Genomic DNA, 23,362 nt, shown 5'->3' on the forward strand with positions numbered 1-23,362 from the left:
TTAATCACTCTTCTCCCAAGAGTTTTCTTTAAATAAATATTGCACAAATAACTGCACTTTAGGACCAATAAACAAAATAGCCGGAATAACTACCGCGTAGCCCATCAGCCAGGACCGCAGCCAGATTGCCAAAAACTTCTCCCCGAAACCAATATTTATTCCGATGAGAGTAAAAGAAATAATACCGGTAGTAACAATACCCATGAGGAGGGCAAAAGCAATTTTTTGTTTCATAACGCTCTGATTTTTAAAATTTTTAGCTGTTTTGCGGCTGAGCTTGTTTCCGCGATTGAAATAGGACTTGCAGCGCCGCTTCCGGCGAAGAGCGGAATAATTGGTAAATTTGCTCGGTATTACCTACCCGTATTTCGTATTCATTTTTCTCCAGCGCTTTTACGAAAGCTTCGGCTACGGCCAGGGGCGGAATACCATTATGGCCACCAATAGGCTGCGAAAATTCGGTATCTACCAAGGGTGGCATGAGTTCAAAAACCTTAATGGCGGATGTCTCTGCCAAGGCTAAACGTAAAGCTTGCGAGTACGAGTGCAAAGCCGCTTTACTCGCGGAGTAACCCACCAAAGCGCCCGGTACAAAAGCCACAATCGACGATACATTTACAATAGCCGCTTCCGGCTGATTTTTTAAAATGGGAAGCAGTTTTTCGTTTAACCGGATAACCGATAAATAATTAGTATGCATTTCCTCGGCTGCTTTTTCGAAGGCATTGACCGTGGGGTCGGTAATATCATACAACAAAGCGTGCCCAGCGTTATTGATTACTATATTCAGGTCCGGGAAATCCGAGTAAAGCGTGTTTACCAGATTAGTAACGTCCGCTTCTTTGCTCACATCCGACACTATTGCCGTTACATTTGGTAGCTGAATAGTTGCTCGTTGTAAACGCTCCTTATTCCGGCCGGTGATAATTACCTGGTTGTTATTTTGGGTTAATAATTTGGCTAATTCTAAACCAATACCAGCACTCCCGCCGGTAATTAGTATTGTGTTTCCAGTTGTTTTCATAAAGTTGTATTTGATTAAAATGTACGTTTTAAGAACTGATTGCCTAGCAACTTGCCAGAAGTTTTTCAGATAAGATTTATGTCTAATTTTTATACCAATCGGTATATTTTTAAATAAAAAATTTAAGTTAATTCTTCAATTAGTTTTTCGACGGATTGTAAAATAGCCTTCCGAAAATTGGTTTTTCCGGTAAGTTTGGTGATCATAATAGCACCTTCAATCATGGCAATAAGAGTTAGGGCGGTTTGGTCAGGGTTTACATCGGTGCGAAATTCTTTATTTTGAATTCCCCCATTTATCAGTTGTGAAATTTTGCTTTTCCAGTCAGTAATGGCATCGGCCGCTTTATTTTTTAAAATTGGATGCGTGTCATCGGCTTCAATGGCGGTGTTTAAAATAGGGCATCCTCCCACCGGAAAAGGAAATTTTAAAAAATTATCGTATACCCGTACGTAAACCAATAATTTATCCTTTGCCGACGTTTGCTTTTCTATTTCGGAATGAATAATTCGTTGTACCTGGGCCAAATTAAATTCAAAGGCGGCTACGGCTACTTCGTCTTTATTCTCGAAGTTGCCGTAAATACTGCCTTTCGTTAAGCCAGTAGCATCGGTAATATCGGCGATAGAAGTACCCGCATACCCTTTGGTATTAAAAATAGGAGCTGTTTTCTCTATTATAAATTGCCGGGTTCTTTCTGCCTTACTCACTTTGGTTTCAATAATGGTTTAAAATTATACCATTTGGTATATTATACAAATAAATAGCTCAAAAAGTTTAAGAAATTTATAATTTTAAATCAGATAATTTACTCGCCTGTAACTTGCAGTTAATTAAAGTTAGTACGAACAGTCAATTTTGGGAGAATACTAGTTTATTTACACGGCCAATCATTCTCTTATTCCCTAGCTTGTATGAGCAACCTGCTTAAAGATATTTACTCGCCCAGCTTTTATAATGCTTTAGCTACCGGTTTAAATAAAATAATTCCCGGCTTCGAAAGGCAAATATTTATTTCTCTGATCCTGACGGAAAATTTCCAGGAAAAGGAATTGAAAGAGCGGATGCGGCATACTACTCAAGCTTTGCGGGCCTTTATGCCGGATAATTTTGCCGAGGCGGCTCACCTGCTGCCCGCTATAATTACGCAATTAAAAGACGATGGCTTTAGCGAAGGCCGATTGGAGTTTCTGTTCTTGCCGGATTACATTGCAACCTACGGCTTAGCCGATTACGAAAATTCAATAAAAGCGCTGGAACACGTAACCCAATACATTACCGGCGAATTTGCTATCAGGCCTTTTCTATTGCATTACTACGAACCGACCCTGGCTCAGATGTTAAGCTGGTCGCGCCACGAAAAATACCAGGTGCGCCGTTTAGCCAGCGAAGGCTCGCGCCCCCGGCTACCCTGGGCGATGGCGGTGCCGGCTTTAAAGAAAGATCCTTCTCCGGTGTTGCCCATTCTGGAAAATTTAAAAAATGATTCTTCGGAAATTGTACGGCCGAGTGTGGCCAATAACCTGAACGATATTGCTAAAGACCACCCTTCCATTGTGCTGCAAATTGCCGCCCAATGGAAGGAGACCAGCAAAGAAATTGATGCCTTAATAAAACATGGCTGCCGCACTCTGCTCAAACAAGGCCACCCGGAAATACTGAACCATTATGGTCTGTCGGCTAAAAACGTTACGCTGGCCAACTTTAAAATAAATACCCCGGAGGTTTTCATGGGAAATAACCTGGAATTTAGTTTTAAAATTAAAAATGAGCAATCGATGAATCAGATAATCCGGGTAGAATACGCCATTTACTACCTGCGACAAAATAATACCTACGCCAAAAAAGTCTTTAAAATAAGTGAGCGCCTATTTCTCCCCCAGGAAGAAATTACCATAACCCGCCGGCAAAGTTTTAAACGGATCACCACCCGCACGTTTTACCCGGGGCAACACCGCTTAGGTTTAATTTTAAATGGCGAAGAAAAAGAAGTTAAACCTTTCGATTTGGTGGTCAAATAAAACTGGCGTTTTAAAAGAAATAGAAATCGGAAGTTCATTTCTGTTTATGGAACAGTCATGGTAATCATTCCCTGTCTCTCCGAAAAAAGACTTTTCTCTAAATTAGCGCGAGTGGTCCGATCGTGTTTCTTATCATGGGAGGTCGTATTGGCTAATGAAACTGGATATGCATGCCTACAATTATTAAGCTAGGCGGCTCAAGTAAAGTAAATTATTCGCAAATTCTATTTGAAACTCTTTGCCAAAATCATGTACTTGGCGAAAAATTTTAAAAATTTCAATGGCTTACCCGATTATAGCTGGTTTAACCTCTTGCCGGAAAGTCCTGATTTTTATTCTTACTACGAAATAACTTTAAACTATGGCAAAAATTATTTCTCCGCAAGTTGACTTTGCTGAACTGATCCGGCAGGTAAAGCAGGTAACTCCCGAAATTTACGATCAGCAGGGTAATTACCTGAATCTTATGGAAGGTCGCTGGCAGGAACCGGGTACTCCCCGGGAATTTGTAACGCCCATCGACGGCTCTGTATTGGGTAATCTGCCTTTTCTGGACAAAGCTACGGCGCTACGGGCCGTACACGGCGCTCACCGCGAAGCCGCCGATTGGTGCCGGGTAGACCTGGACGAGCGCAAACAGCGCGTCCAGGATTGCCTCGACCAGCTCCGCGATAACGTAGAACTGATTGGTAAATTGCTCATGTGGGAAATTGGTAAAACCTACAAACTAGGCTTTACCGACATCGACCGCTGCATCGACGGCGTGCAATGGTACGTCGATAATATCGAGGAAATGCTGGGCCGCCGGGAGCCCTTGGGCGTGGTTTCCAACATTGCCTCCTGGAACTATCCCATGTCGGTGCTGATGCACGCGGTATTGGTGCAGGTACTTTGCGGCAACGCGGCTATTGCTAAAACCCCAACCGACGGTGGCTTTATCTCGTTGAGCGTAACGTTTGCGATTGCCCGTCGCTGTGGTTTGCCCGTGACCCTGGTTAGCGGTTCGGGGGGTGAGTTAAGCGATGTATTGGTGAAAGACCAGGCTATCGAATGTCTTTCCTTCGTGGGTGGCCGCTACAACGGCCGCAATATTGCCGACGCCTTAGCTTCGGTGCACAAGCGTTACATGTTGGAAATGGAAGGTGTGAATACCTACGGCATCTGGAATTTTTCCGATTGGAATAACCTGGGCGACCAATTAAAAAAAGGCTACGATTACGGCAAACAACGCTGCACTGCCTACGTGCGTTTTGTGGTGGAACGCCGTTTATTTCCGCAATTTTTAGAAACTTACTGGACTGCTATCCGCAGCCTGAAAATAGGAAATCCTACCTTGGTTGACAACCCCACCGATAAACTGCCCGATTTGCATTTTGGACCGGTAATCAACAGCCGGCAGGCCGAAGATTTGGATCGTTTGTATACCAATGCGCTTAAAACCGGTGCTACGCCTTTCTACGAAGGTAAATTAGATGATTCGTTATTTTTACCAGATCAGGATCGTTCGGCGTACCGCGCCCCGCGCGCTCTGGTGAATTTACCGCGCCAAAGTGAGTTATACTTTAAAGAACCTTTCGGGCCGATTGATTCGGTAGTACTCGTGGATCGGGTAGAAGAACTGGTAGGGGAGATGAATATTTCCAACGGCGCCTTAGTAGCTGCCGTCGCCTCCGATGATACCAAATGGGCGCAACGCACCGCGAAAGAAGTACGGGCCTTTAAAGTAGGCATTAACAAGCTCCGTTCCCGTGGCGACCGCGAAGAAGTTTTCGGCGGCTTAGGCGAATCGTGGAAAGGTGCTTTTGTGGGTGGTAAATTGCTGGTAGAAGCTGTAACCCAAGGTGCCCCTTCGGAACTGGTGCTCGGTAATTACCAGGATGCTACTTTACTGCCGGAGAAAATTTAAAAAAAGATTTTGCTGGATTGCTTTTAGGCTGAAAATTTAAAAAAATCATTGGAAACCTGGGATTGGCGAAGTAGCTGGTTCTAGGTTTTTTGTTTATGGGCATTTCTTAAATGAATAAATATATACTATATTCGTTAATACAGGTACGTTTATCCAGCTAACGGGTGTGGTATAAATACCAGTACTGGCGTTTAGCAGTAAGTTGGTGGCAATATTAAAAAGGGACGTAAAAAAGGAATAATTTAAAATGAAAATTTACTTCTCTGACTTCTTTAATGTTTCGCCAGAAACACTAGATGAATACGGCGCATTTAACGTGTCACTAATAAATGATTTGCCATTGTTCATTGATCCCTTTCTGCTTTTTGGAAGTAAAAAGCCTGAATATCAAGAGTTACACCAAAATATATTGGACTATTTAACTTTTTTAAAGTCAAAGTCAGAAAAAGGAATAACAGATATTTCACAAGTTAAATCTTGGTATCTGTTTCGTGAAGTAAAACAAAATTGGTTTGGCTACAGCAAAGTTGGAAATGGAGGAAGTGGTTTAGGTGAAAAGTTTGGAAAGGCAATGTCCTCGTCTATGCATATCGTTTTTGACGACTTGGGCAAAGAAAAGATTACAGAAAGTTCGCATCTCGAAAAGGCTGGGCTATTTGAATTTGGTGTAGGAAAAGACAACATAAGCGACTTTACTACGAATCTAACAAAAGAATATTTGTTAACCTATACAGAATCTTTTGCTAAAAAACATATAGACCCTATTCAACTTAATGCTGTTATGGTTGACAAGGTTTATTTTGACTATGAACTTGAAAGATGGATGCCGAAAGAGTTTACACTTCCATATATTTTCAATGATTTTGTAATTCTTACGCCAAAAGAGCTTTTAACTAAAGACGAAAATTGGATTAATAGTAATGACTTGCGAGGCGACTTTAGGAAAATATGTAACAGCATTCCAAATGATCAAATGCGAAATGAAATATCTAATTATTTTTATAAAAAGCTCCCAAAACCTCCGAAGAATAAACAAAATTCCCAAAAAGAAATAACACAAGCAATTCAAGAAACAATAAGGCAGTATCCTGAAATTATCAAGTGGTATATTAAGCAAAAAGAAGAAAATAAAGAAGGAGCAAAGAATGTTTCAAAACAAAGGGTTCAAGAAGTTGAAACTGTTTTTATTCACCAAATAAGTTCTTTCGTTGAAAAACTCATTGATAATACTGACTTTTATAAAATTAGTTCGCAAAGTTCTTTTGATGAGGCTTTGGAAAGGGTTAATTACTTAAAGCAAGTAATTGAGAATAATGACGGATACAGACTTTTTTACATTGACGGCGAACCAATCAAAAGAGAAGAAGACTTACAAATTATTTATCGCCTAACTTGGTATGCTTCTGATTTTGATATTAACAGAGAAGCGAATAATGGCCGTGGTCCTGTTGATTATGCAATATCAAAAGGAGCAAAAGACAAGACGCTAATAGAGTTTAAACTGGCCTCAAATTCAAAACTAAAACAAAACTTGGAGAAACAAGTGGAAATTTATGAAAAGGCAAATAATACCAATAGTTCGATTAAAGTCATTTTATACTTTGACAACAGTGAATTCAAAAAAGTAATCAAAGCATTGAAAGAACTTAAAATCGACAATAAGCCAAACATAATACTTATTGATGCAGGACGAAAAATATCAGCTTCAAATGTTAAATAGAAGAAATCCTTCCACCAACACTGTATATACAAAACCCTTGCTCCGCTGCGGGCTTCGCATATACTAAACGTTGCCAGCAATAACATAAAAAACAGATGGAACTGAAAGACTACTTAGGACTTACTGTTATCGGAGCTGTAATTACGACTATAGGTAGCTTAATCGCTCTTTTCCTAAAGGACTTTTTGTTTGTTCGATACTTTGACTCAATTAGGGAGAAACGGACCCTGAAGAGTTTATTAAAAAAGTATAACGATCCGTTGGTATTGTCTGCAATTGAACTAATCAGACGTCTAAATGAATTGATAAAAAATTATTCTACTCTAACTAGTGTTTTTACCACAGACAACTTCAACTCCACACCGAGAATCCAGGCATCAAATGATGCAACGGATCCTTACTTTTTGAAATACAAAATTGTAAGTACCCTTTATAGATTTTGTTCCCTACTTGGTTGGCTTGAATTGTATCGACAAGAAATGACTTTCTTGGACAGTCACTCCACTAAAAGGACAATTAAGCTACTCGAGATTATAGAAAAGATAAGGATCCCTTTGGCGGACGGACAATTAATTGAAGAGAAAAAAGATTGGACAACTTGGAAGGACATACTAATATTTAGGGAAGAGTTAAGGGCCATCGGAGAGGGAATGATTGAGAACAACAAAGAAAAGAGATCAATACTGGGGTATGGAAAATTTCAAGAGATGATTGACGGATATTTAAGTAATGATAAGCCGACTCGGTTGCGACCTACAATTAATTTCTTCTTGGACTATAACAACAAGAAGGATTTTAGACAACAAAGACTTAAGCTATTGCATGATGGACTATTAGATCTAGTCGAGTGTTTAAATAAGGAATTGTACAACAAACAGGTAAAGAAACTTAGATTAGACTAATGCTACTGCTAGCAACACAAGATATAAGTCATTCCAGCACAGTTGATATTTAATTTGATTATTCTGGGTGCCGGCACGCCTCATAGCCAAACGTTGGGCAGAATGCAAAAACAGGAAAAGTAAAAAGCGTATTTTTGAATAAGTAAAAGAAATAAGACCATGGCTACACCAATCCAATTTATTATAGATAATGAGGGACACAAGAAATCAGTTATTGTACCTTACAAGCAATGGGAAGAGTTGAACCAACGCTATGAGAAGCTGAACAACAAAGTGCAGGTACTCACTGGAATTCAAGAAGCGATGAAGGAAGTAGCGCATGCCCGGAAAACAGGTAAGAAGTTGCAGGCCCTGACTGACTTTCTGAATGAAAACAGAGATTAGGGTTACCAACAACTTCAGTAAGCGTGCAAAGTCCCTGATAAAGAAATACCCATCCCTGATAAATGAACTGGAGGCATTGGAGAAAGACCTTACCAGTAACCCTCAACTAGGCACACCTCTAGGCAGCAATTCTTACAAAATAAGGTTGTCCATTAAAAGCAAAGGCAAAGGTAAAAGTGGCGGTGCAAGAGTGATTACACATATTGACGGCGAAATAGTAGCAATGGTTGAAAAAAGTATAAACGAGAAAATCACGGTTTACTTGTTGACTATCTATGACAAGTCCGAGACTGCATCAATATCAACCAAAGAATTAAAAGAACTTATCAAAAATAAGCGCTAATAAAAATAAGCACCTCGCCCAATGTTTAGTATCTACAAAACCCTTGCTGCGCTTCGGGCTATGTAGATACTAAACATTGGGCATCATTTAACCATACTGAATACAGTAAAAGGACACGTATCCATTCTTGCTCATCCAAAATAAATTTTAAGGACAATCCTTTCCAGCTTTCAAAAAAATAGCAAATATTTTGTGATAAAATCTCCTTTTCGGCTACTAATACTATAAGAAGACAACAGCAGGAATGAATCAGTCCGATAAGAAGGAGTTTATCCAGTTAATTCAAGCGCACCAAAGGCTCATCAACAGCCTGTGTGCTATCTATTATACCGCTCCCGAAGATCGAAAAGACTGCCGGCAAGATATTGTGCTGCAGCTCTGGCGGGCTTACCCCAACTTCCGCCACGAATCTAAAGTAAGCACCTGGATCTATCAGGTGGCTTTGCATACCATCCTGAACCAAAACAAGAAAGAAAAAAGACGGGTAGCTACCGAGCCTTACTCGGAGGTTAATTTAAATATTGGGGTCGTACCCATTTTTGCCGACGATGCCGTGCAGCAACTGCAACAAGCCATTAATCTGCTGGCCGACGTGGATAAGGCCCTCGTGATTCTTTATCTGGAAGGATATAGCCACCGCGAAATTGCGGACATTTTACACCTAACCGAGACCAATGTGAGCACCCGCTTTGGCCGGGTGAAAGCGCAATTGCAAAAAATATTTAAAATTAAGCATTATGAACCTCGATAATCTTAAATCTGGCTGGCAACAATACAAGGTAATGCATAGCCTCCCGGCGATGGAAGAGGAAGAAATACTATCCATTATCGAAGCCAAACCAAGGAAGGCTTCGGGGTTAGTATTCAGCAGAGTAACGCAAAACACCTTGCTCTACGCTTTTTTACTGCTGTGCGTGAATGGTGGCTGCGCCATCTGATAGCCTTACTTTTTTAAATTTTCTTTCTACTTTTTTCCTTGTTTTGTTATGGCCTATATCCATTGGGTTCCGGACGGAATCCTTGTTGACTTTGGTTTTTATGCCCTCCGGTGGTATTCTGTGCTTTTTGCCTCGGGCTTTCTGTTCAGCTATATTTTACTGCGTAAGAAGTTCCGGGCGGAAGGCGTAGCCGGGGTAATGTTGGAAAAGCTGACCATCTACGTGGTAATAGCAACGGTTATCGGCGCCCGATTGGGGCATTGCTTGTTTTACGATTTTGCGTATTACTCCCAGCACCCCCTGGAAATTTTTCTACCAGTCCGCTTCCAACCAGAGTTAGCGTTTACCGGTTTTCAAGGATTAGCCAGTCATGGGGGAGTGATGGCCATATTAATCGCCGTTAGCTTATATTCCTACCGGTATCAGGTAGCGCTGTTTTGGATACTGGATAAGCTGGCGTTGGTTAGTCCGCTGGCGGGCTGTCTCATTCGGGTAGGCAATCTGTTTAATTCAGAAATCATTGGCCGGCCTACGTCGGTGCCCTGGGCTTTTGTTTTTGAACGGGTGGACCTCATTCCCCGGCATCCGGGGCAGCTCTACGAAGCTATTAGTTATCTGCTGATTTTTATTTTGCTCCATACCCTGGAACCAAAGCTGAACAGAAAGCCCGGTTTTATCTTTGGGTTATTTCTGGTCTTACTGTTCCTTGCCCGGTTCCTGCTGGAATTCTTTAAAGCCGATCAATCGGTTTTTGAAGCGGGCATGTTGCTGAATATGGGGCAACTGCTCAGTATTCCTTTTATTCTGCTGGGGTTTATCCTGCTGGTGTTAAAGAATCAGAAGCAATCGATTATAGTTAAAGAACCGCCGGCCGCGTAGTGGTTGTAGTCTTAGTTGCATTTAAACTGCGTTCAACAACTGCCATTACTTAAACACTTCTATTTGGCAACAGCTTTATTCCCAACAAGGTTATAACTTTAATTTACAAGCTTAAAATAGATTTCTTCTCTGGCTAAATCCATTAACAGTTTTTTGAATTTTTCCGGCTACTATGATTATGGAAACTATTAGTGGAAACTCCATTTATTTCCTTTATCCGACTCGGCCAAAAAAGCGAAATAATTAGGCAAATCCAACTAACTGAATAAAATGCCTATATTTGAATTTCGCAAACAATAGATATGATAGGCATTGCTTCGTTGCAGGATTTTTACCGGGAAATGGGGTTCGTGAATAATAACGAACTCGAAACCATTTTACCGGACGGCATCAATAAAGAAATTGGGCATTTTAACGTGTTTAGTATTGCCAGTACGCGGAAGAAACTGAAGGAAACCAAGGTTATGCCTTACAACCGGCGGACTTACTATAAAATAAGTTTGATTAACGGTCACAATCGCGCGGAATACGCCGACAAAGTTATTGACATCCCCAAGCACGGTTTATTGTTTGCCTCGCCCAAAGTACCGTATAACTATATTCCGCAGGATGAACAGCAGTCGGGTTATTTTTGCATTTTCACGCAGGAGTTTCTGGCTACTTCGCGGAGCGGCGTCATTCTGGACGAACTGCCTATATTTAAACCGGGCGGTTACCCGGTCTTTCAATTAAATGAAAATCAGGTGAAAGAATTAAAGCAGCTGTTCGAGAAGATGTTTCAGGAACTGGCTTCGGACTACCCCTTCAAATACGATTTGCTGCGCAATTATGTGTTAGAGTTAATCCATTACGGTCAGAAATTACAACCGGATATTACCCAATACACCGCCCACAATGCTACTGCCCGAATTACCGGATTGTTCGTGGAGTTGCTGGAACGGCAGTTTCCCATTACCTCCCCGGGACAGCAATTAGAATTACGGGCCGCGAAAGATTATGCCGAACGGTTAGCCATTCACGTGAACCATTTAAATAAGGTCTTAAAAGAAAATACCGGCAAAACCACTTCTGACTTTATTAGCGGCCGCCTGGCCCAGGAAGCCAAAATATTACTCAAACAAACCGACTGGAATGTGTCGGAAATTGCGTATGCCTTAGGTTTTGAAGAAGTAGCCCATTTTTCTAACTTTTTTAAAAAACAAGCCGGTTTGTCGCCACTGGCTTTTCGTTCCTGAGGTGCTATTTGATTTTTGCAAATAATGGATTGATACGTGCAAACACCTGCCCGGTAAATTGCGCCACCTTTGTAGTATAAAATTTAAAAATATGGCTACAAATAATAAAATCGCATTAGTTACCGGCGGGAGCCGCGGATTAGGCAAAAACATGGCTCTTAGCTTAGCCAAAAAAGGGATTGATGTGGTGCTTACCTATAACAGCAACCAGCCGGAAGCCGATAAAGTAGTTTCGGAAATACAAGCTTTAGGTCAAAAAGCCTTTGCTTTTCAACTGGATGCCGGAAACATCAAATCTTTTGGTAATTTTCTCGGACAAGTAACCACCCATTTACAAGAACAAACCGGTAGTCCGAACTTTGATTTTTTGATTAATAATGCCGGCACTGCCCTCTACGCTCCTTTTGCCGAAACCACCGAAGAGCAGTTTGATACGGCCTTGAACCTTCATTACAAAGGCGTATTTTTCTTAACGCAAAAAGCCTTACCGTTTCTCAATGATGGCGGACGGATCATCAATATCTCCTCAGGATTGGCGCGTTTTTCTTTTCCGGGTTCTTCGGCTTATGGTTCCATGAAAGGCGCCATTGAAGTGCTTACCCGGTATTTGGCTAAAGAGCTAGGCCCACGTGGCATTGCGGCCAATGTAGTAGCGCCCGGAGCTATCGCTACCGATTTTGGCGGCGGCCACGTACGCGATAATGAAGACGTAAACGCTCAAATTGCGGGCATTACCGCTTTAGGCCGCGTAGGTTTACCCGACGATATTGGCGGCGTAGTAGCGTTTTTATGCACCGAAGAGGCCCGCTGGATTAACGGCCAACGGATTGAAGTTTCCGGCGGAATGAATTTGTAAAATTAAAAGTGCTGTTGCCAATAAGGTGTTATTGTAAAAAGCTGACTTGGAACGTTCCAAGTCAGCTTTTTACTTTTAGGCTGTATTGAACCTTAAACTATAAATTTCCGGTATGGCAATACTTAAACCATCACTATTTTTATGAAAATAAAAAATCGGAATAAATCGTTAAGTTTATACATCAGCTAAAAATAGCCATTACGGCCTTTGAAATCCTTAACATCCAAAACGACTTCGGCGCGCAAGCAATAAGAATTCCGGAGAATTTTAAAATTGATGACGATAAGGTATATGTTAAAAGAATAGGCAATGCTTTATACTTAATACCCTTCCATAATCCATGGGAAAATCTTTTTGAAAGTTTGGATAAGTTCACTCCTGACTTTATGGGAGAAAGAAACCAAGTAGATAATCAAACTCGGGAGACTTTTGATTAATGAAATACTTACTGGATACGAATATTTGTATTTATATTATTAAAAGAAAGCCAGCTATTGTACTTGAAAAGTTTAAAGAATTACCTTTAGGAAGTGTTGCCATTTCGACTATTACTTTAGCTGAACTGGAATATGGCATATGAAAAAGTACTAATCCTGACAAAAATTTAGATGCCCTTATCTAATTCTTGGTTCCGCTAAACATTTTGGCTTTTGATTCTGAAGCAACAAGAACTTACGGTAAAATAAGAGCAGATTTAGAAAGAAAAGGAACGCCTATTGGGCCACTGGACACCTTCATTGCCGCCCATGCATTAAGTTTAAATATGATTTTAGTAACTAACAATGAGAAAGAGTTTACCAGAATAGCAGAACTGAAAATCGAAAATTGGGCAGAATAAAAACCGCTAGCAATGACTATGCAAGAGTTGGGTTACTTTCTTCAGAATTTCCTTCTTTTCCATTACCTCATATTTGGGCGCAGATTTACTTCATAAGTTAAGAAACGGCTACAATAACCATAGATTTGGCTACACCGGCTTTTTAGTAACTACTGACCTTTGTAGAAACTAAAAAACATAGAAAATGAAAATTGTAGTTACCGGCTCATTAGGCCACATCAGCCAGCCCCTCACCCAAGAATTAGTTCAGAAAGGCCATAAAATTACCGTCATCAGCAGCAAGCCCGAAAAACAAGAAAAAATTGAAGCATTAGGCGCCACTGCCGCCATTGGTTCTTTAGAAGATGTTGCCTTTTTAACCGCTACATTTACCGGGGCCGATGCCGTGTACACCATGGTGCCTCCCAACAATTACTTCGATCCTACTCTGGATTTGATTGGGTATTACCGCCAACTCGGTCAGAATTATTCCCAAGCTATCCGGGAATCCGGTGTAAAGCAAGTAGTAAACCTGAGTAGCATTGGTGCCCACTTAGAAAAAGGTAACGGTATTTTGCGGGGAGCGCACGATGTTGAGCACATCTTAAATGAGTTACCAGCGGGCATTGCCATTACGCACATCAGACCAACTTCTTTCTATTACAATCTATACGGTTATGTGGATATGATAAAAAGTCAGAACCTGATTGCTGCCAACTACGGAGCCGATGACGTGATACCCTGGGTTTCGCCGGTAGATATTGCCGCAGTTGTAGCCGAAGAACTCGTAAACGCACAGGTGGAGCGTAAAGTGCGCTATGTAGCCAGTGAGGAACTGACTTGCACGGAAACCGCCCGGATTTTAGGAACTGTTATCGGCAAACCGGATCTGCAATGGATTATTATTCCGGATGAACAAAATCTAAATGCTTTAACCACTATCGGCATGAATCCGGCAATAGCGGCTGGTTTAGTAGAGATGTATGGCGCCTTGCACAGCGGTTTATTAGCCGAAGATTATTACCGCAACCGGCCCGCCGTAATGGGTAAAGTAAAGCTGAGCGATTTTGCCCAAGAGTTTGCCGCGGCCTTTCAACAAAAGTAAGTATATTGTCCTATGGCTACCCTCCCACCGCACCGGTTTAAAACCATTAGCGAATACCACCAGCAAATGGGGCTTCCCAAGCCGGAACATCCTTTAATTAGTGTAATCAATATGGAAACAATGCCCGTGTTTGCCGGGCAGGAACCGCAGAATCTGGTGCTGGACTTTTATTCTATTGCCTTGAAAAGGAATTTCAATATTAAATTTAAGTATGGGCAGCAGCAATATGATTTTGACGAAGGTATTCTGTTTTTTATAGCGCCGGGGCAGGTGTATGGGATAGAGCCCAGCCTGGGTAAAGAAGTAAAACGGTCGGGGTGGATGTTACTCATCCATCCCGACTTTTTATGGAATACGCCTTTAGCCAAAACTATTAAGCAATACGAGTACTTCGACTACGCGGTAAACGAAGCCTTATTTCTGTCAGAAAAAGAAGAACTTACCCTAACGAACATTCTGCAGAACATTGCCCAGGAATATCATTCCAATATCGATAAGTTCAGCCAGAGCGTAATTATTGCCCAACTGGAATTATTACTCACCTACGGCGAACGGTTTTACCACCGCCAGTTCCTCACCCGGAAAATTACCAACCACCAAATTCTAAACCGGCTGGAAGAACTATTAAACGAATATTTCAACAGCCAGGCCTTAACCGAAAAAGGCTTACCCACCGTGCAATTTGTTGCCGAAGAATTAAACGTATCGCCTACCTATTTAAGCAGCTTACTCAAGGTTTTAACCGGCCAAAGCACGCAGCAACACATCCACGATAAACTCATCGAAAAAGCCAAAGAAAAATTATCTACCACGGCGTTATCGGTTAGCGAAATTGCTTTTACCCTAGGCTTTGAACATTCCCAATCGTTCAGCAAATTATTCCGCAGCAAAACCAACCTGTCGCCGCTAGAATTCCGGCAATCCTTTAACTAGGCTGCGCTTAATTAGAAATGATGTCCGGATACTGGGCTCCATTTGCTCTGCTCTATATGGCGCGGATTTACTTCCGTACCTTACGCTTTAACCTTACTCAATAAATATCATATCCATTTTTATGTATTCATTTAAGTGCCTCGGCGAAGTTATTGTTTAAATTTTACGTACTAATTTTACGTACTAATTAAAAGAGAATTACTGCCCAAAAAACAGGAAAAGAATAAGTAGATTTAAAATCAACAGTTTATTTGCGGTTTAGCTTAATTAGCTTTATGTTTTAGATAAATCTAGACCTACACTTAAATGGATAGTAAAGTTGATAGCAAAACTAGTGTTGTTTCTTCTACCCCAGGCCCATCTAAAACCGGGTTTTATAATTATCTGAAAAAAGGGTTATTATCCTTAGGGCCGGGTATCATTACGGCCGCTTTGGTTTTTGGTCCGAGTAAAATGACCATTACGTCTAAGCTAGGAGCGGTTTATGGTTTCTCGCTTTTGTGGATAGTTGTGGTGGCTATTTTTTTCATGACCATCTTTACCACCATGAGCGCCCGGATTGGCGTGGCTACCCAGCAATCTTTACTAAGTACTATCCGGCAAAAATGGGGAAAAGCTGCTGCCATTGCCATTGGAGTAGGTATTTTCTTCGTTACCACTTCTTTCCAAGCGGGTAATTCTGTAGGAGTAGGAATTTCTATCGCCGAAGCCAGCAATACCTCGCCCATTCTTTGGATTGTGGTATTCAATATTTTAGGCATGGCATTGCTCTTTTTCCGGAGTTTTTATAAGGTAATGGAAAAATTAATGTTTTTTCTGATTGCTCTGATGCTGTTTGCTTTTATTACTACTTTATTTCTGACGAAACCCGGTCTAACGGAAGTGGCCGGTGGATTTATCCCGACTATTCCGGCCGGGTCGTTGGGCTTAGTCATTGCTTTTACGGCTTCTTGTTTTTCTATTGTCGGGGCATTTTACCAGTCTTACCTGGTGCAGGAACGAATTAAGATAAATCCGGAAATAAAAGAAACGAACCGCAACAGCATTACCGGTATTTTTATTCTGGGCTTAATGAGCGCCATTGTTTTAATTTGTGCGGCTGCGGTTTTACATCCCAAAGGTATTCCGGTAGCTAGTGCTTCGGATATGGCCCAAGCCTTAGAACCGCTTTTCGGCCGGTATGCTTCCATTCTTTTTTTAATGGGTTTATTCGGGGCGGCTTTTTCTTCGCTGGTGGGTAACGCCAGTGTGGGAGGAACCTTGCTGGGCGATGCCCTGGGTTATGGCAGTCAACTGAATAATCGGATGGTGCGATTTTTAATTGCTTTGGTAATGATTATCGGGGCTACCATTGCCATTGTTTTCGGTAAATTGCCTTTAGAATTAATTGTTTTTGCCCAAAGTATTACCATTTTTCTGGTTCCTTTTATTGGGTTAGCCTTGTACTTTGTTGCCAACGACTCCCGGATTATGGGTGATTTAAAAAATTCGTTTGCCGTTAAAATTTTTGGCGCCTTGGGCTTGCTGATTTTAATTTTTCTGGCGGGCAGCAATGTAAACGAGCTATTTCTAAAGTAAGTAACTGCTTGGTATGAACGATTTACAATTATTAGAACAGGAATACTTAAAACCTTCGCCGGCTTTAATTGCCGATATGTACGACCTGGAAGGTGATATTATCTTACTTGGGGTAGGTGGTAAAATGGGCCCCAGTATGGCCCGGTTAGCCAAACAAGCCGTTGACTTGGCAGGAGTAAAAAAACGCATTATCGGGGTTTCCCGCTTTTCCGACCCCCAAACCCGCACCGAACTGGAGGCAGATGGAATAGAAACTTATGCAGCTGATTTATTAAATGAAAAACAATTAGCGGAGTTACCCGAAGCTCTTAATATTCTGTACTTAGCCGGCCACAAGTTTGGCACCACCGGCAAAGAAGCGTTTACCTGGGCCATGAATGCTTATTTGCCCGGCCGGGTAGCCGAACGTTATAAAAATTCTAGAATTGTCGCCTTTTCTACGGGCAATGTTTATCCCTTTTCGCCCGTAAGTTCTGGTGGCTTATCCGAAGATCAGCCCACCGGCCCGGTTGGAGAATATGGCCAATCTTGCTTAGGCCGGGAGCGTATTTTTCAATATTTCTCCGATAAATACCAGATACCGCTGCTCATCTACCGGCTGAACTATGCCATTGATTTCCGGTACGGCATATTACTGGAAGTAGCTAAAGCGGTAAAGGAACAACGACCCATTGACTTAACTACCGGTAACGTAAATGTTATCTGGCAGGGCGACGCGAATGAAATAGCTCTGCGGGCCCTTAAACATTGTAGTGTTCCCGCTAAAATATTAAATGTAACGGGTCCGGAAACGGTATCTATTCAATGGCTGGCCGAGCAATTTGGTTGGCTTTTGGGCAAGGAACCCATTTTTATGAACGAGGTGCAGCCTACCGCCTTATTAAGCAACGCTTCCGAAGCGCACCGCCTTTTCGGGTATCCGCGGGTAACCTTGCGCCAGATGATAGACTTAACCGTTACCTGGTTGCAGGGAGGCGGTAAAATTTATAATAAACCCACTCATTTTCAGGAAAGAACGGGTAAGTTTTAACAGATGAAAGCAACTAGTTTAAAATCTGAAGTACAAGTTTTATTGCACCAGGGAACCGTTATACCCGCGCATCCGCTGGCTTTACAGGAAAACCGGCAATTAGATGAAGCGCGTCAGCGGGGATTAACCCGTTATTATCTGGCCAGTGGAGCAGGTGGGGTGGCGGTAGGCGTGCATTCTACTCAATTCGAAATCCGGGACCCTAAAATAAACTTGTACGAGACGGTACTAAGACTGGCCGCCGAAGAAATTGAGTCCGCTAAATTAAGCCGACCTTTTATAAAAGTAGTCGGAATTGTAGGTAAAACGGAACAAGCCTTAGCGGAAGCCCAATTAGCGGTTAACTACGGTTATGATTTAGGTTTATTAAGCATAGGTGGGTTACAGGGCTGGACGGAAAAACAAATTACCCAGCGGGTAAAAGCTGTGGCGGAGGTTATTCCCATATTCGGATTTTACCTGCAACCCAGCGTAGGAGGGAGGATCTTCTCGTACGATTTCTGGTATGAATTTGCGCAAATTCCGAATGTGCATGCCATTAAAGTAGCGGCTTTTAACCGTTACCAAACCCTGGATGTGGTACGCGCGGTTTGTTCCTCTGACCGCCAAAATGAAATTGCTCTGTATACCGGCAACGACGATAATATTATTGCCGATTTACTAACTACTTACCGGTTTGAAGTGGCCGGGGAAACAGTAGAGAAAAAGTTCGTGGGTGGTTTGCTGGGCCATTGGGCCGTCTGGACGAAAAAAGCGGTGGAATTATTAGACGAAATAAAGGCCGTGCACCAAAACAATGGAAAAAATTTAGCGGAATTATTAACTAAAAATATTGCGGTAACCGACATGAACGCCGCTATTTTCGACCCGGCTCATAATTTTCATGGGTGTATTCCGGGTATTCACGAAGTACTGCGGCGGCAAGGTTTATTAGCGGGCAGATGGTGTTTAAATCCGAACGAAGAATTATCACCGGGGCAGATGGAAGAAATTGACCGGGTATGTGCGGCTTACCCCGAACTGGTGGACGATGAATTTGTGAAAGAACTACTCGCTAAGGAGTTGCAGATAAAATAATAAGCTGGACCTATTTAATTGTTGCTAATAGGGTAATACGGATAGGAAGCAACTACGAGCAATTGACGTCAGTTTGGCTATGGAGGGCCTTCTAAGGTTCCGGTGCCGAGGCACGAGGCATTGTGAGGGACGAACAAAGGAAGCTTAGACCAGCCCGGAAGAGCCAAACGAGGCCCGCCGGCCAGGAGGCAAACAGGTTACTTCTCAATCGCATCAGCGCCAATGCCTGGAGACGGGCACCGGCTCCAAAGATAAACAGCCTTTATTATGTCTTTTATACTTTAATCTAGTATAAGGTTTTCTTTTTCAGCATAGCATTCTTAAACCTATAAAATGAATAGAAGGGATTTTGTGAAGATTACCAGCGCCTTGGTGGCGACTCATAATATTAGTTTCCCATCAGAAGCCAGGCAAAATAAAACGCCTCTTAAAACCATTAAGGTTACGCATACCGATTCTAATTTTGAGCGGGAAAAGCTGGTGCGTCCGTTTGGGTTTAAAGGCGGCTATCTCACGGAGTTATGGCAAACCGTTTCTAAGCTGGAGACCAGTTCGGGTAATAGCGGGATTGGACTAGCTACCCAGAGTGTTTTGTACGCCGACGCGGATTTATTCGCGGCCCATTCCGAAGCTGGGGGCAATGCTTTAAAATACACCTTAACCGAAAAAGCGCTGCAATTAGTGAAACAAACTCCTTTCACCACCCCGGTAGAACTAGTAGAAAAAATATTGCCGGAAGCCATGCGCCTTGGGCAAACCATAACCGGTAAAGCCGACCTCAATCCTATATTTACCTACATTGCTTTAGTAAGTCTGGATAATGCTGCCTGGGTTTTATACGCCGCCGAAAACAATTTCAAGACCTTTGATGCGATGGTGCCGGAGCCTTACCGGAGTGCTTTAACTTCGCGCAGCAACAAAATAGCTATCATGTACCAGGTGCCTTATGGTATGCCCATGGAAGATTTAAAAAAGGCGGCCCACGATGGTTATTTTGTTTTTAAAATAAAAAGCGGTGAGCCGGGCACTCAAGCCGAAATGTTACAAAAAGATATGGACCGCTTAACCTTAATTCATAAAACCCTTCAGAATTTTCGGACGGACCATACGCCGAGTGGTAAATTAATTTATACCATCGACCCCAACGCCCGCTACCAGAAAAAAGAACTATTTCAACGTTACCTCGACCATGCCCAAAAAATAGGAGCTTTTGAACAAATTTTATTCGCCGAAGAGCCGCTGAATGAAAAGAACGATGAAAACGTAAAAGACCTGGGTATTCCGATTGCGGGCGATGAAAGTGTCCACGATGAAGCAAGTGCCATTCGGCGATTAGAACAAGGTTACGGAGCCTTGGTGTTAAAAGGAATTGCTAAAACTTTAAGTTTTTCGATGAAGGTAGCCAAACTGGCCAAGGAACGGGGAGTACCTTGTCTTTGCGCGGATTTAACCGTTAATCCTATTTTAGTAGATTGGCATAAAAACCTAGCCGCCCGGGTAACTCCTTTCCCGGGCATTGGCATGGGCTTAATGGAAACCAACGGCGACATGAATTATCGTAACTGGCCAACCATGATGCGTTATAACCCAGCAGCAAATGCTTCCTGGAATAAAGTGAATAAGGGTGTATTTGAATTGGGTAAAGATTTTTACGACCAGAGCGCTGGTATTTTTCAGCCATCCACCCATTATCAGGAGTTATTCCGCAAAAAGACGAACTAAGGACTTGGGTAACCAAGTAAATACACAACCCGGCGGCTAAACTTTGCTTAGTAAATTCAGCATTTTGCGATCGAGTTTTTGACCGTGCCAATCCTCGTAGGCTACATCGGCCCGACCGGAGTTTAAAACGCCAAAGTCGCCGCTGAATTCCCAAACGGCAAAGCCAATTCCGTTCTCCGACAAAATACTTAATACATCGCCAAACCAAGCCAGAAATACGTCGTGCGGGGTTTTGTTCCAGGAGCCACATTCGCCGCAATGTACGCCTACGCCGCTATTGACTAATTCAATCCAGGGCCGGTAAAACTCTTCTAACAAAGCCCGGCTTAAATATTTATCACCTACTTGTCCGGGCCATTTCGGTTCCGGTAAATTTTCGGGATCTTTATTTGCCCAGGGAGCTTTATAATGCGAAATAATGCCTGGATTATAGCCCCGGCAGCTTTGCGCAATATTTAAGTCGGTAATTTCGGGAATAACGGTAGTGCCGGTATTATTGCCATCGGCAATAACCAGGTGTTTCTTATTTTCTTCGCGAATGGCTTCCGAAGCTGCTTTGGCTACTTTGCGGTAAACTTCGCCGGGTACGGTGCTACGTTTAGAATGCTGGTCGTTCATGTCTTCGCGCATGCTGGGCTCATTGAGTAAATCGAAGCTTATTTTCTTATCCGACACATTTTTGTACCGTTTGGCCCACATTTTCCAGTGAAAACAAAATGCATCTAAAGCCGCCTGGTCGGTCCATAAATTATAAGGCTCGTTAAACCCGGCATTCACGCAGTAACCGGGCGCCCGGTGTAAATTTAAACTTACGTGCATTTTGTATTTGTGCGCCATTTGCACCAGGTTATCAATTTTATCTACCTGCCTTTCGTCTATTTTGTACACTTCGTCGGGCGTAATAGTGCGGCTGCGATCAATATCTAAATAATAGGGGTACGCCATTGGTAACCGCACAAAATCAAAGCCCCAATCCGACATCCATTTAAAGTATTCTTCGGGGGTTGCCTGGCGGGTACGAGTGGGGTCCGGCGAAAAGAAATCGAGCAGGTTAAATCCTTTCCACTTCGGAAGCTTGTTCTTGTTTTTCTTGGTCTTTTCTTCTAAGCCAGCGAAGGCACTACTGCCAACCAGGCCCAGGCCGGCCGTAAGAAGACCGGTTTTTTTAATGAAATCGCGGCGGCCATTAGGTAATTCGTGTTGCATCTTCTCTTCTATGTGTTAATTTAAGTGGGTAATTCTGATCCTGTCTGGAATATACACATTAAAATTTAATACTTTAAAATAGGAAAGAGCGAAAAGTAAAAATAATAAGTTCCCGAACCAGGACAGGATTTTAGCCTGCAGCAGTCCTAAAAACTTTACGAAAGCAGCGGGTAAAACCATAATGCTTTGAAAATGATGTAATAAAATAAAGATGTTTGAGCAGTAGAATAGAAATAAAGTAGTTGTTGGTTATTTAGTAGTTTGGGCGACAATCTTCTGGGATTCTATACACTTGTAAAAGAGATATTTTAACCTAATTTTGCCCGGGTACTTAAATGGTATCAAGTTTAACTATTTCCTGAATTTATCTGCCGGTAGCTTTCATGAAATGGGGCGCCTAAACCCAATTTAGCCAACTATAAACCATAACGCTTATGATTTCGGAATTACTAGCTATTTACGAACGGGATATTAATCGCCTAAAAACTGAAATAGAATCATTTCGGGAGGAAGAAAACCTCTGGAAACTAGCGGGTCAGGTGAAAAATACGGCCGGTAATTTAGGCTTACACCTGGTAGGAAACCTGAAAACGTACATCGGTAAAAACCTGGGCGACTTTGACTACGTCCGCAACCGCGAAGCTGAGTTTAATTTGAAAAATGTACCAAAAGTACATTTACTGCAACAAATCGACGAAACGAAACAGGTTGTTAGGGCGGCTTTGCAGAAATTAGAGAAATCGCAGCTCGAAGAAATTTACCCGGAAGAAACCTTAGGTTATCCCATGACTACTGGTTTTTTTCTGATCCATTTAGCCGCCCATCTTTCCTATCATCTAGGCCAGATAAACTACCTCCGCCGAATAGTAGAATAATACTTATTAATCTGTTACAGGAACGAAGCGGTAAACTGTTTGTGGCCGGGTTTATATTCGTTTAGTATCTGAATAATATCCACTTACCATACCTGTCTATTATGTTTATATGCCATATTGTGGTGGGATATACGTAATAGTTACGTATATATAGTTAGGGCACATCTAAGATTAGTTCTAACTTTTGTTTGTAAAGTTTGTATATTGAAAATATGGGAACGACAGAGCTAATAAAAGAAATAAAAAAACTTTCAGTAGACAAAAGACTTAGAATTGTGGAGCAAACATTAAAGTCTATCCGAGAATCAGAAAACATAAACCAACTGGAAAGAGCGTCCGCAGCTTTATATGCTGACTATGCTGCAGATAAAGAAGTGACGGCATTCAACGAGTTAGATTTCGAGGATTTCTATGAAACAAGGTGAGGTTTGGCTAATTAATCTCGACCCGACTGTTGGTTCTGAGATAAAAAAGACTAGGCCCGTAATCATTGTAAATGACAATGCCCTGGGAAAATTGCCCCTGAAAGTTATTGTACCCTTGACCGACTGGAAAGACCGATACGATATAGCTCCTTGGATGATAAAATAGTACCTGACAAGAATAACAATCTCTCAAAGTCATCTGCTGCAGACTGCTTTCAGGTGCGCTCCCTTTCCGAACTTCGTTTTACCAAGAAGCTGGGGAAAATAACAGATGAACAGCTTGAAGAAATCAAAATAGGACTTGCTAAAGTACTATCCATAGAAGCCTAAATAAAAAACGTGCCCTAACCATACCTGTAGGGTAGCTATGCCTCGTTCGTTTTTTA

General features: G+C 42.1%; 26 protein-coding genes and 1 pseudogene. 23 read left to right on the forward strand and 4 right to left on the reverse strand.

All coding sequences use genetic code 11. From position 1 onward, the window contains the following. From AHMF7605_RS19350 to AHMF7605_RS19360, 3 genes are all read right to left on the reverse strand, one after another. On the reverse strand, positions 1-234 hold the full coding sequence (locus AHMF7605_RS19350; RefSeq protein WP_106931685.1) for a DUF2798 domain-containing protein: 234 nt from the start codon (positions 232-234) through the stop codon (positions 1-3). A 22-nt stretch (positions 235-256) separates the two neighbouring features. Next, entirely contained in the window at positions 257-1,024 is a 768-nt protein-coding gene (locus AHMF7605_RS19355) for an SDR family oxidoreductase (RefSeq protein WP_106931686.1), read from the reverse strand. Positions 1,025-1,146: 122 nt separating this feature from the next. After that, a complete protein-coding gene (locus AHMF7605_RS19360; RefSeq protein WP_106931687.1) occupies positions 1,147-1,734 on the reverse strand; it encodes a TetR/AcrR family transcriptional regulator in 588 nt (195 codons plus the stop codon). A gap of 204 nt (positions 1,735-1,938) precedes the next feature. Here AHMF7605_RS19360 and AHMF7605_RS19365 point away from each other — a divergent pair, with 204 nt between their 5' ends. The 19 genes and pseudogenes from AHMF7605_RS19365 (at position 1,939) to AHMF7605_RS19460 (ending at position 20,470) form a co-directional block, all read left to right on the forward strand. Beyond that, on the forward strand, positions 1,939-3,045 hold the full coding sequence (locus AHMF7605_RS19365; RefSeq protein WP_106931688.1) for a DNA alkylation repair protein: 1,107 nt from the start codon (positions 1,939-1,941) through the stop codon (positions 3,043-3,045). Positions 3,046-3,406: 361 nt separating this feature from the next. Continuing rightward, on the forward strand, positions 3,407-4,951 hold the full coding sequence (locus tag AHMF7605_RS19370) for an aldehyde dehydrogenase family protein (RefSeq protein WP_106931689.1): 1,545 nt from the start codon (positions 3,407-3,409) through the stop codon (positions 4,949-4,951). Between the two features lie 247 nt (positions 4,952-5,198). Further along, positions 5,199-6,671 (forward strand): hypothetical protein, encoded by a 1,473-nt coding sequence (locus tag AHMF7605_RS19375; RefSeq protein ID WP_106931690.1) that lies wholly within the window; start codon positions 5,199-5,201, stop codon positions 6,669-6,671. A gap of 95 nt (positions 6,672-6,766) precedes the next feature. Beyond that, a complete protein-coding gene (locus AHMF7605_RS19380; RefSeq protein ID WP_106931691.1) occupies positions 6,767-7,573 on the forward strand; it encodes a hypothetical protein in 807 nt (268 codons plus the stop codon). Positions 7,574-7,732: 159 nt separating this feature from the next. Next, positions 7,733-7,957: a hypothetical protein gene (locus tag AHMF7605_RS19385; protein ID WP_106931692.1), complete on the forward strand. Its 225-nt coding sequence runs from the start codon at positions 7,733-7,735 to the stop codon at positions 7,955-7,957. Beyond that, positions 7,941-8,300, forward strand: coding sequence for a hypothetical protein (locus AHMF7605_RS19390; RefSeq protein ID WP_106931693.1), 360 nt, complete (start codon positions 7,941-7,943; stop codon positions 8,298-8,300). Before AHMF7605_RS19385 ends, AHMF7605_RS19390 begins: the two co-directional genes overlap by 17 nt. A 244-nt stretch (positions 8,301-8,544) precedes the next feature. Beyond that, positions 8,545-9,051: an RNA polymerase sigma factor gene (locus tag AHMF7605_RS19395; RefSeq protein ID WP_106931694.1), complete on the forward strand. Its 507-nt coding sequence runs from the start codon at positions 8,545-8,547 to the stop codon at positions 9,049-9,051. Further along, a complete protein-coding gene (locus AHMF7605_RS19400) occupies positions 9,038-9,238 on the forward strand; it encodes a hypothetical protein (protein WP_106931695.1) in 201 nt (66 codons plus the stop codon). The genes AHMF7605_RS19395 and AHMF7605_RS19400 overlap by 14 nt, the downstream gene beginning before the upstream one ends. 48 nt (positions 9,239-9,286) lie before the next feature. Further along, positions 9,287-10,117, forward strand: a complete 831-nt coding sequence (gene lgt / locus AHMF7605_RS19405; RefSeq protein ID WP_106931696.1) for a prolipoprotein diacylglyceryl transferase — start codon at positions 9,287-9,289, stop codon at positions 10,115-10,117. 302 nt (positions 10,118-10,419) lie between these two features. Then, complete coding sequence (locus AHMF7605_RS19410) at positions 10,420-11,352, forward strand: helix-turn-helix domain-containing protein (RefSeq protein WP_106931697.1); 933 nt, start codon at positions 10,420-10,422, stop codon at positions 11,350-11,352. A 91-nt stretch (positions 11,353-11,443) separates the two neighbouring features. Continuing rightward, positions 11,444-12,208, forward strand: coding sequence for an SDR family NAD(P)-dependent oxidoreductase (locus AHMF7605_RS19415; protein WP_106931698.1), 765 nt, complete (start codon positions 11,444-11,446; stop codon positions 12,206-12,208). A gap of 248 nt (positions 12,209-12,456) precedes the next feature. Continuing rightward, the gene (locus AHMF7605_RS30585; RefSeq protein ID WP_262512388.1) at positions 12,457-12,645 is read left to right on the forward strand and encodes an antitoxin; all 189 of its coding nucleotides are present in this window, start codon (positions 12,457-12,459) and stop codon (positions 12,643-12,645) included. After that, positions 12,645-13,046: pseudogene (vapC, locus tag AHMF7605_RS30590) on the forward strand (type II toxin-antitoxin system tRNA(fMet)-specific endonuclease VapC). The gene AHMF7605_RS30585 and the pseudogene vapC overlap by 1 nt, the downstream one beginning before the upstream one ends. 184 nt (positions 13,047-13,230) lie before the next feature. Continuing rightward, on the forward strand, positions 13,231-14,130 hold the full coding sequence (locus AHMF7605_RS19435) for an NmrA family NAD(P)-binding protein (RefSeq protein WP_106931700.1): 900 nt from the start codon (positions 13,231-13,233) through the stop codon (positions 14,128-14,130). Between the two features lie 12 nt (positions 14,131-14,142). Then, positions 14,143-15,063, forward strand: a complete 921-nt coding sequence (locus AHMF7605_RS19440) for a helix-turn-helix domain-containing protein (RefSeq protein WP_106931701.1) — start codon at positions 14,143-14,145, stop codon at positions 15,061-15,063. 306 nt (positions 15,064-15,369) lie between these two features. After that, complete coding sequence (locus AHMF7605_RS19445) at positions 15,370-16,641, forward strand: Nramp family divalent metal transporter (protein WP_106931702.1); 1,272 nt, start codon at positions 15,370-15,372, stop codon at positions 16,639-16,641. A 13-nt stretch (positions 16,642-16,654) separates the two neighbouring features. After that, positions 16,655-17,671 (forward strand): NAD-dependent epimerase/dehydratase family protein, encoded by a 1,017-nt coding sequence (locus AHMF7605_RS19450; protein WP_106931703.1) that lies wholly within the window; start codon positions 16,655-16,657, stop codon positions 17,669-17,671. Positions 17,672-17,674: 3 nt separating this feature from the next. Beyond that, positions 17,675-18,748 carry a dihydrodipicolinate synthase family protein gene (locus AHMF7605_RS19455; protein WP_106931704.1) on the forward strand — a complete coding sequence of 358 codons (1,074 nt, stop codon included), beginning with the start codon at positions 17,675-17,677 and terminating at the stop codon, positions 18,746-18,748. A 333-nt stretch (positions 18,749-19,081) separates the two neighbouring features. Continuing rightward, positions 19,082-20,470 carry a mandelate racemase/muconate lactonizing enzyme family protein gene (locus AHMF7605_RS19460; protein WP_106931705.1) on the forward strand — a complete coding sequence of 463 codons (1,389 nt, stop codon included), beginning with the start codon at positions 19,082-19,084 and terminating at the stop codon, positions 20,468-20,470. A gap of 36 nt (positions 20,471-20,506) precedes the next feature. Here the strand turns inward: AHMF7605_RS19460 and AHMF7605_RS19465 are convergent, their stop codons facing one another. Next, positions 20,507-21,676: a glycoside hydrolase family 5 protein gene (locus tag AHMF7605_RS19465; RefSeq protein ID WP_106931706.1), complete on the reverse strand. Its 1,170-nt coding sequence runs from the start codon at positions 21,674-21,676 to the stop codon at positions 20,507-20,509. A 434-nt stretch (positions 21,677-22,110) separates the two neighbouring features. On the opposite strand from AHMF7605_RS19465, the gene AHMF7605_RS19470 reads away from it, so the two are divergent. The 4 genes from AHMF7605_RS19470 (at position 22,111) to AHMF7605_RS30205 (ending at position 23,306) form a co-directional block, all read left to right on the forward strand. After that, positions 22,111-22,551 (forward strand): DinB family protein, encoded by a 441-nt coding sequence (locus AHMF7605_RS19470; protein WP_106931707.1) that lies wholly within the window; start codon positions 22,111-22,113, stop codon positions 22,549-22,551. A 212-nt stretch (positions 22,552-22,763) separates the two neighbouring features. Next, positions 22,764-22,976, forward strand: a complete 213-nt coding sequence (locus AHMF7605_RS19475) for a hypothetical protein (protein ID WP_106931708.1) — start codon at positions 22,764-22,766, stop codon at positions 22,974-22,976. After that, entirely contained in the window at positions 22,963-23,142 is a 180-nt protein-coding gene (locus AHMF7605_RS30200; protein ID WP_199200267.1) for a type II toxin-antitoxin system PemK/MazF family toxin, read from the forward strand. Before AHMF7605_RS19475 ends, AHMF7605_RS30200 begins: the two co-directional genes overlap by 14 nt. Continuing rightward, complete coding sequence (locus AHMF7605_RS30205) at positions 23,127-23,306, forward strand: type II toxin-antitoxin system PemK/MazF family toxin (protein WP_199200268.1); 180 nt, start codon at positions 23,127-23,129, stop codon at positions 23,304-23,306. The genes AHMF7605_RS30200 and AHMF7605_RS30205 overlap by 16 nt, the downstream gene beginning before the upstream one ends. Positions 23,307-23,362: the final 56 nt, after the last annotated feature.

The sequence above is a fragment of the Adhaeribacter arboris genome (assembly GCF_003023845.1).
Taxonomy (GTDB): domain Bacteria; phylum Bacteroidota; class Bacteroidia; order Cytophagales; family Hymenobacteraceae; genus Adhaeribacter; species Adhaeribacter arboris.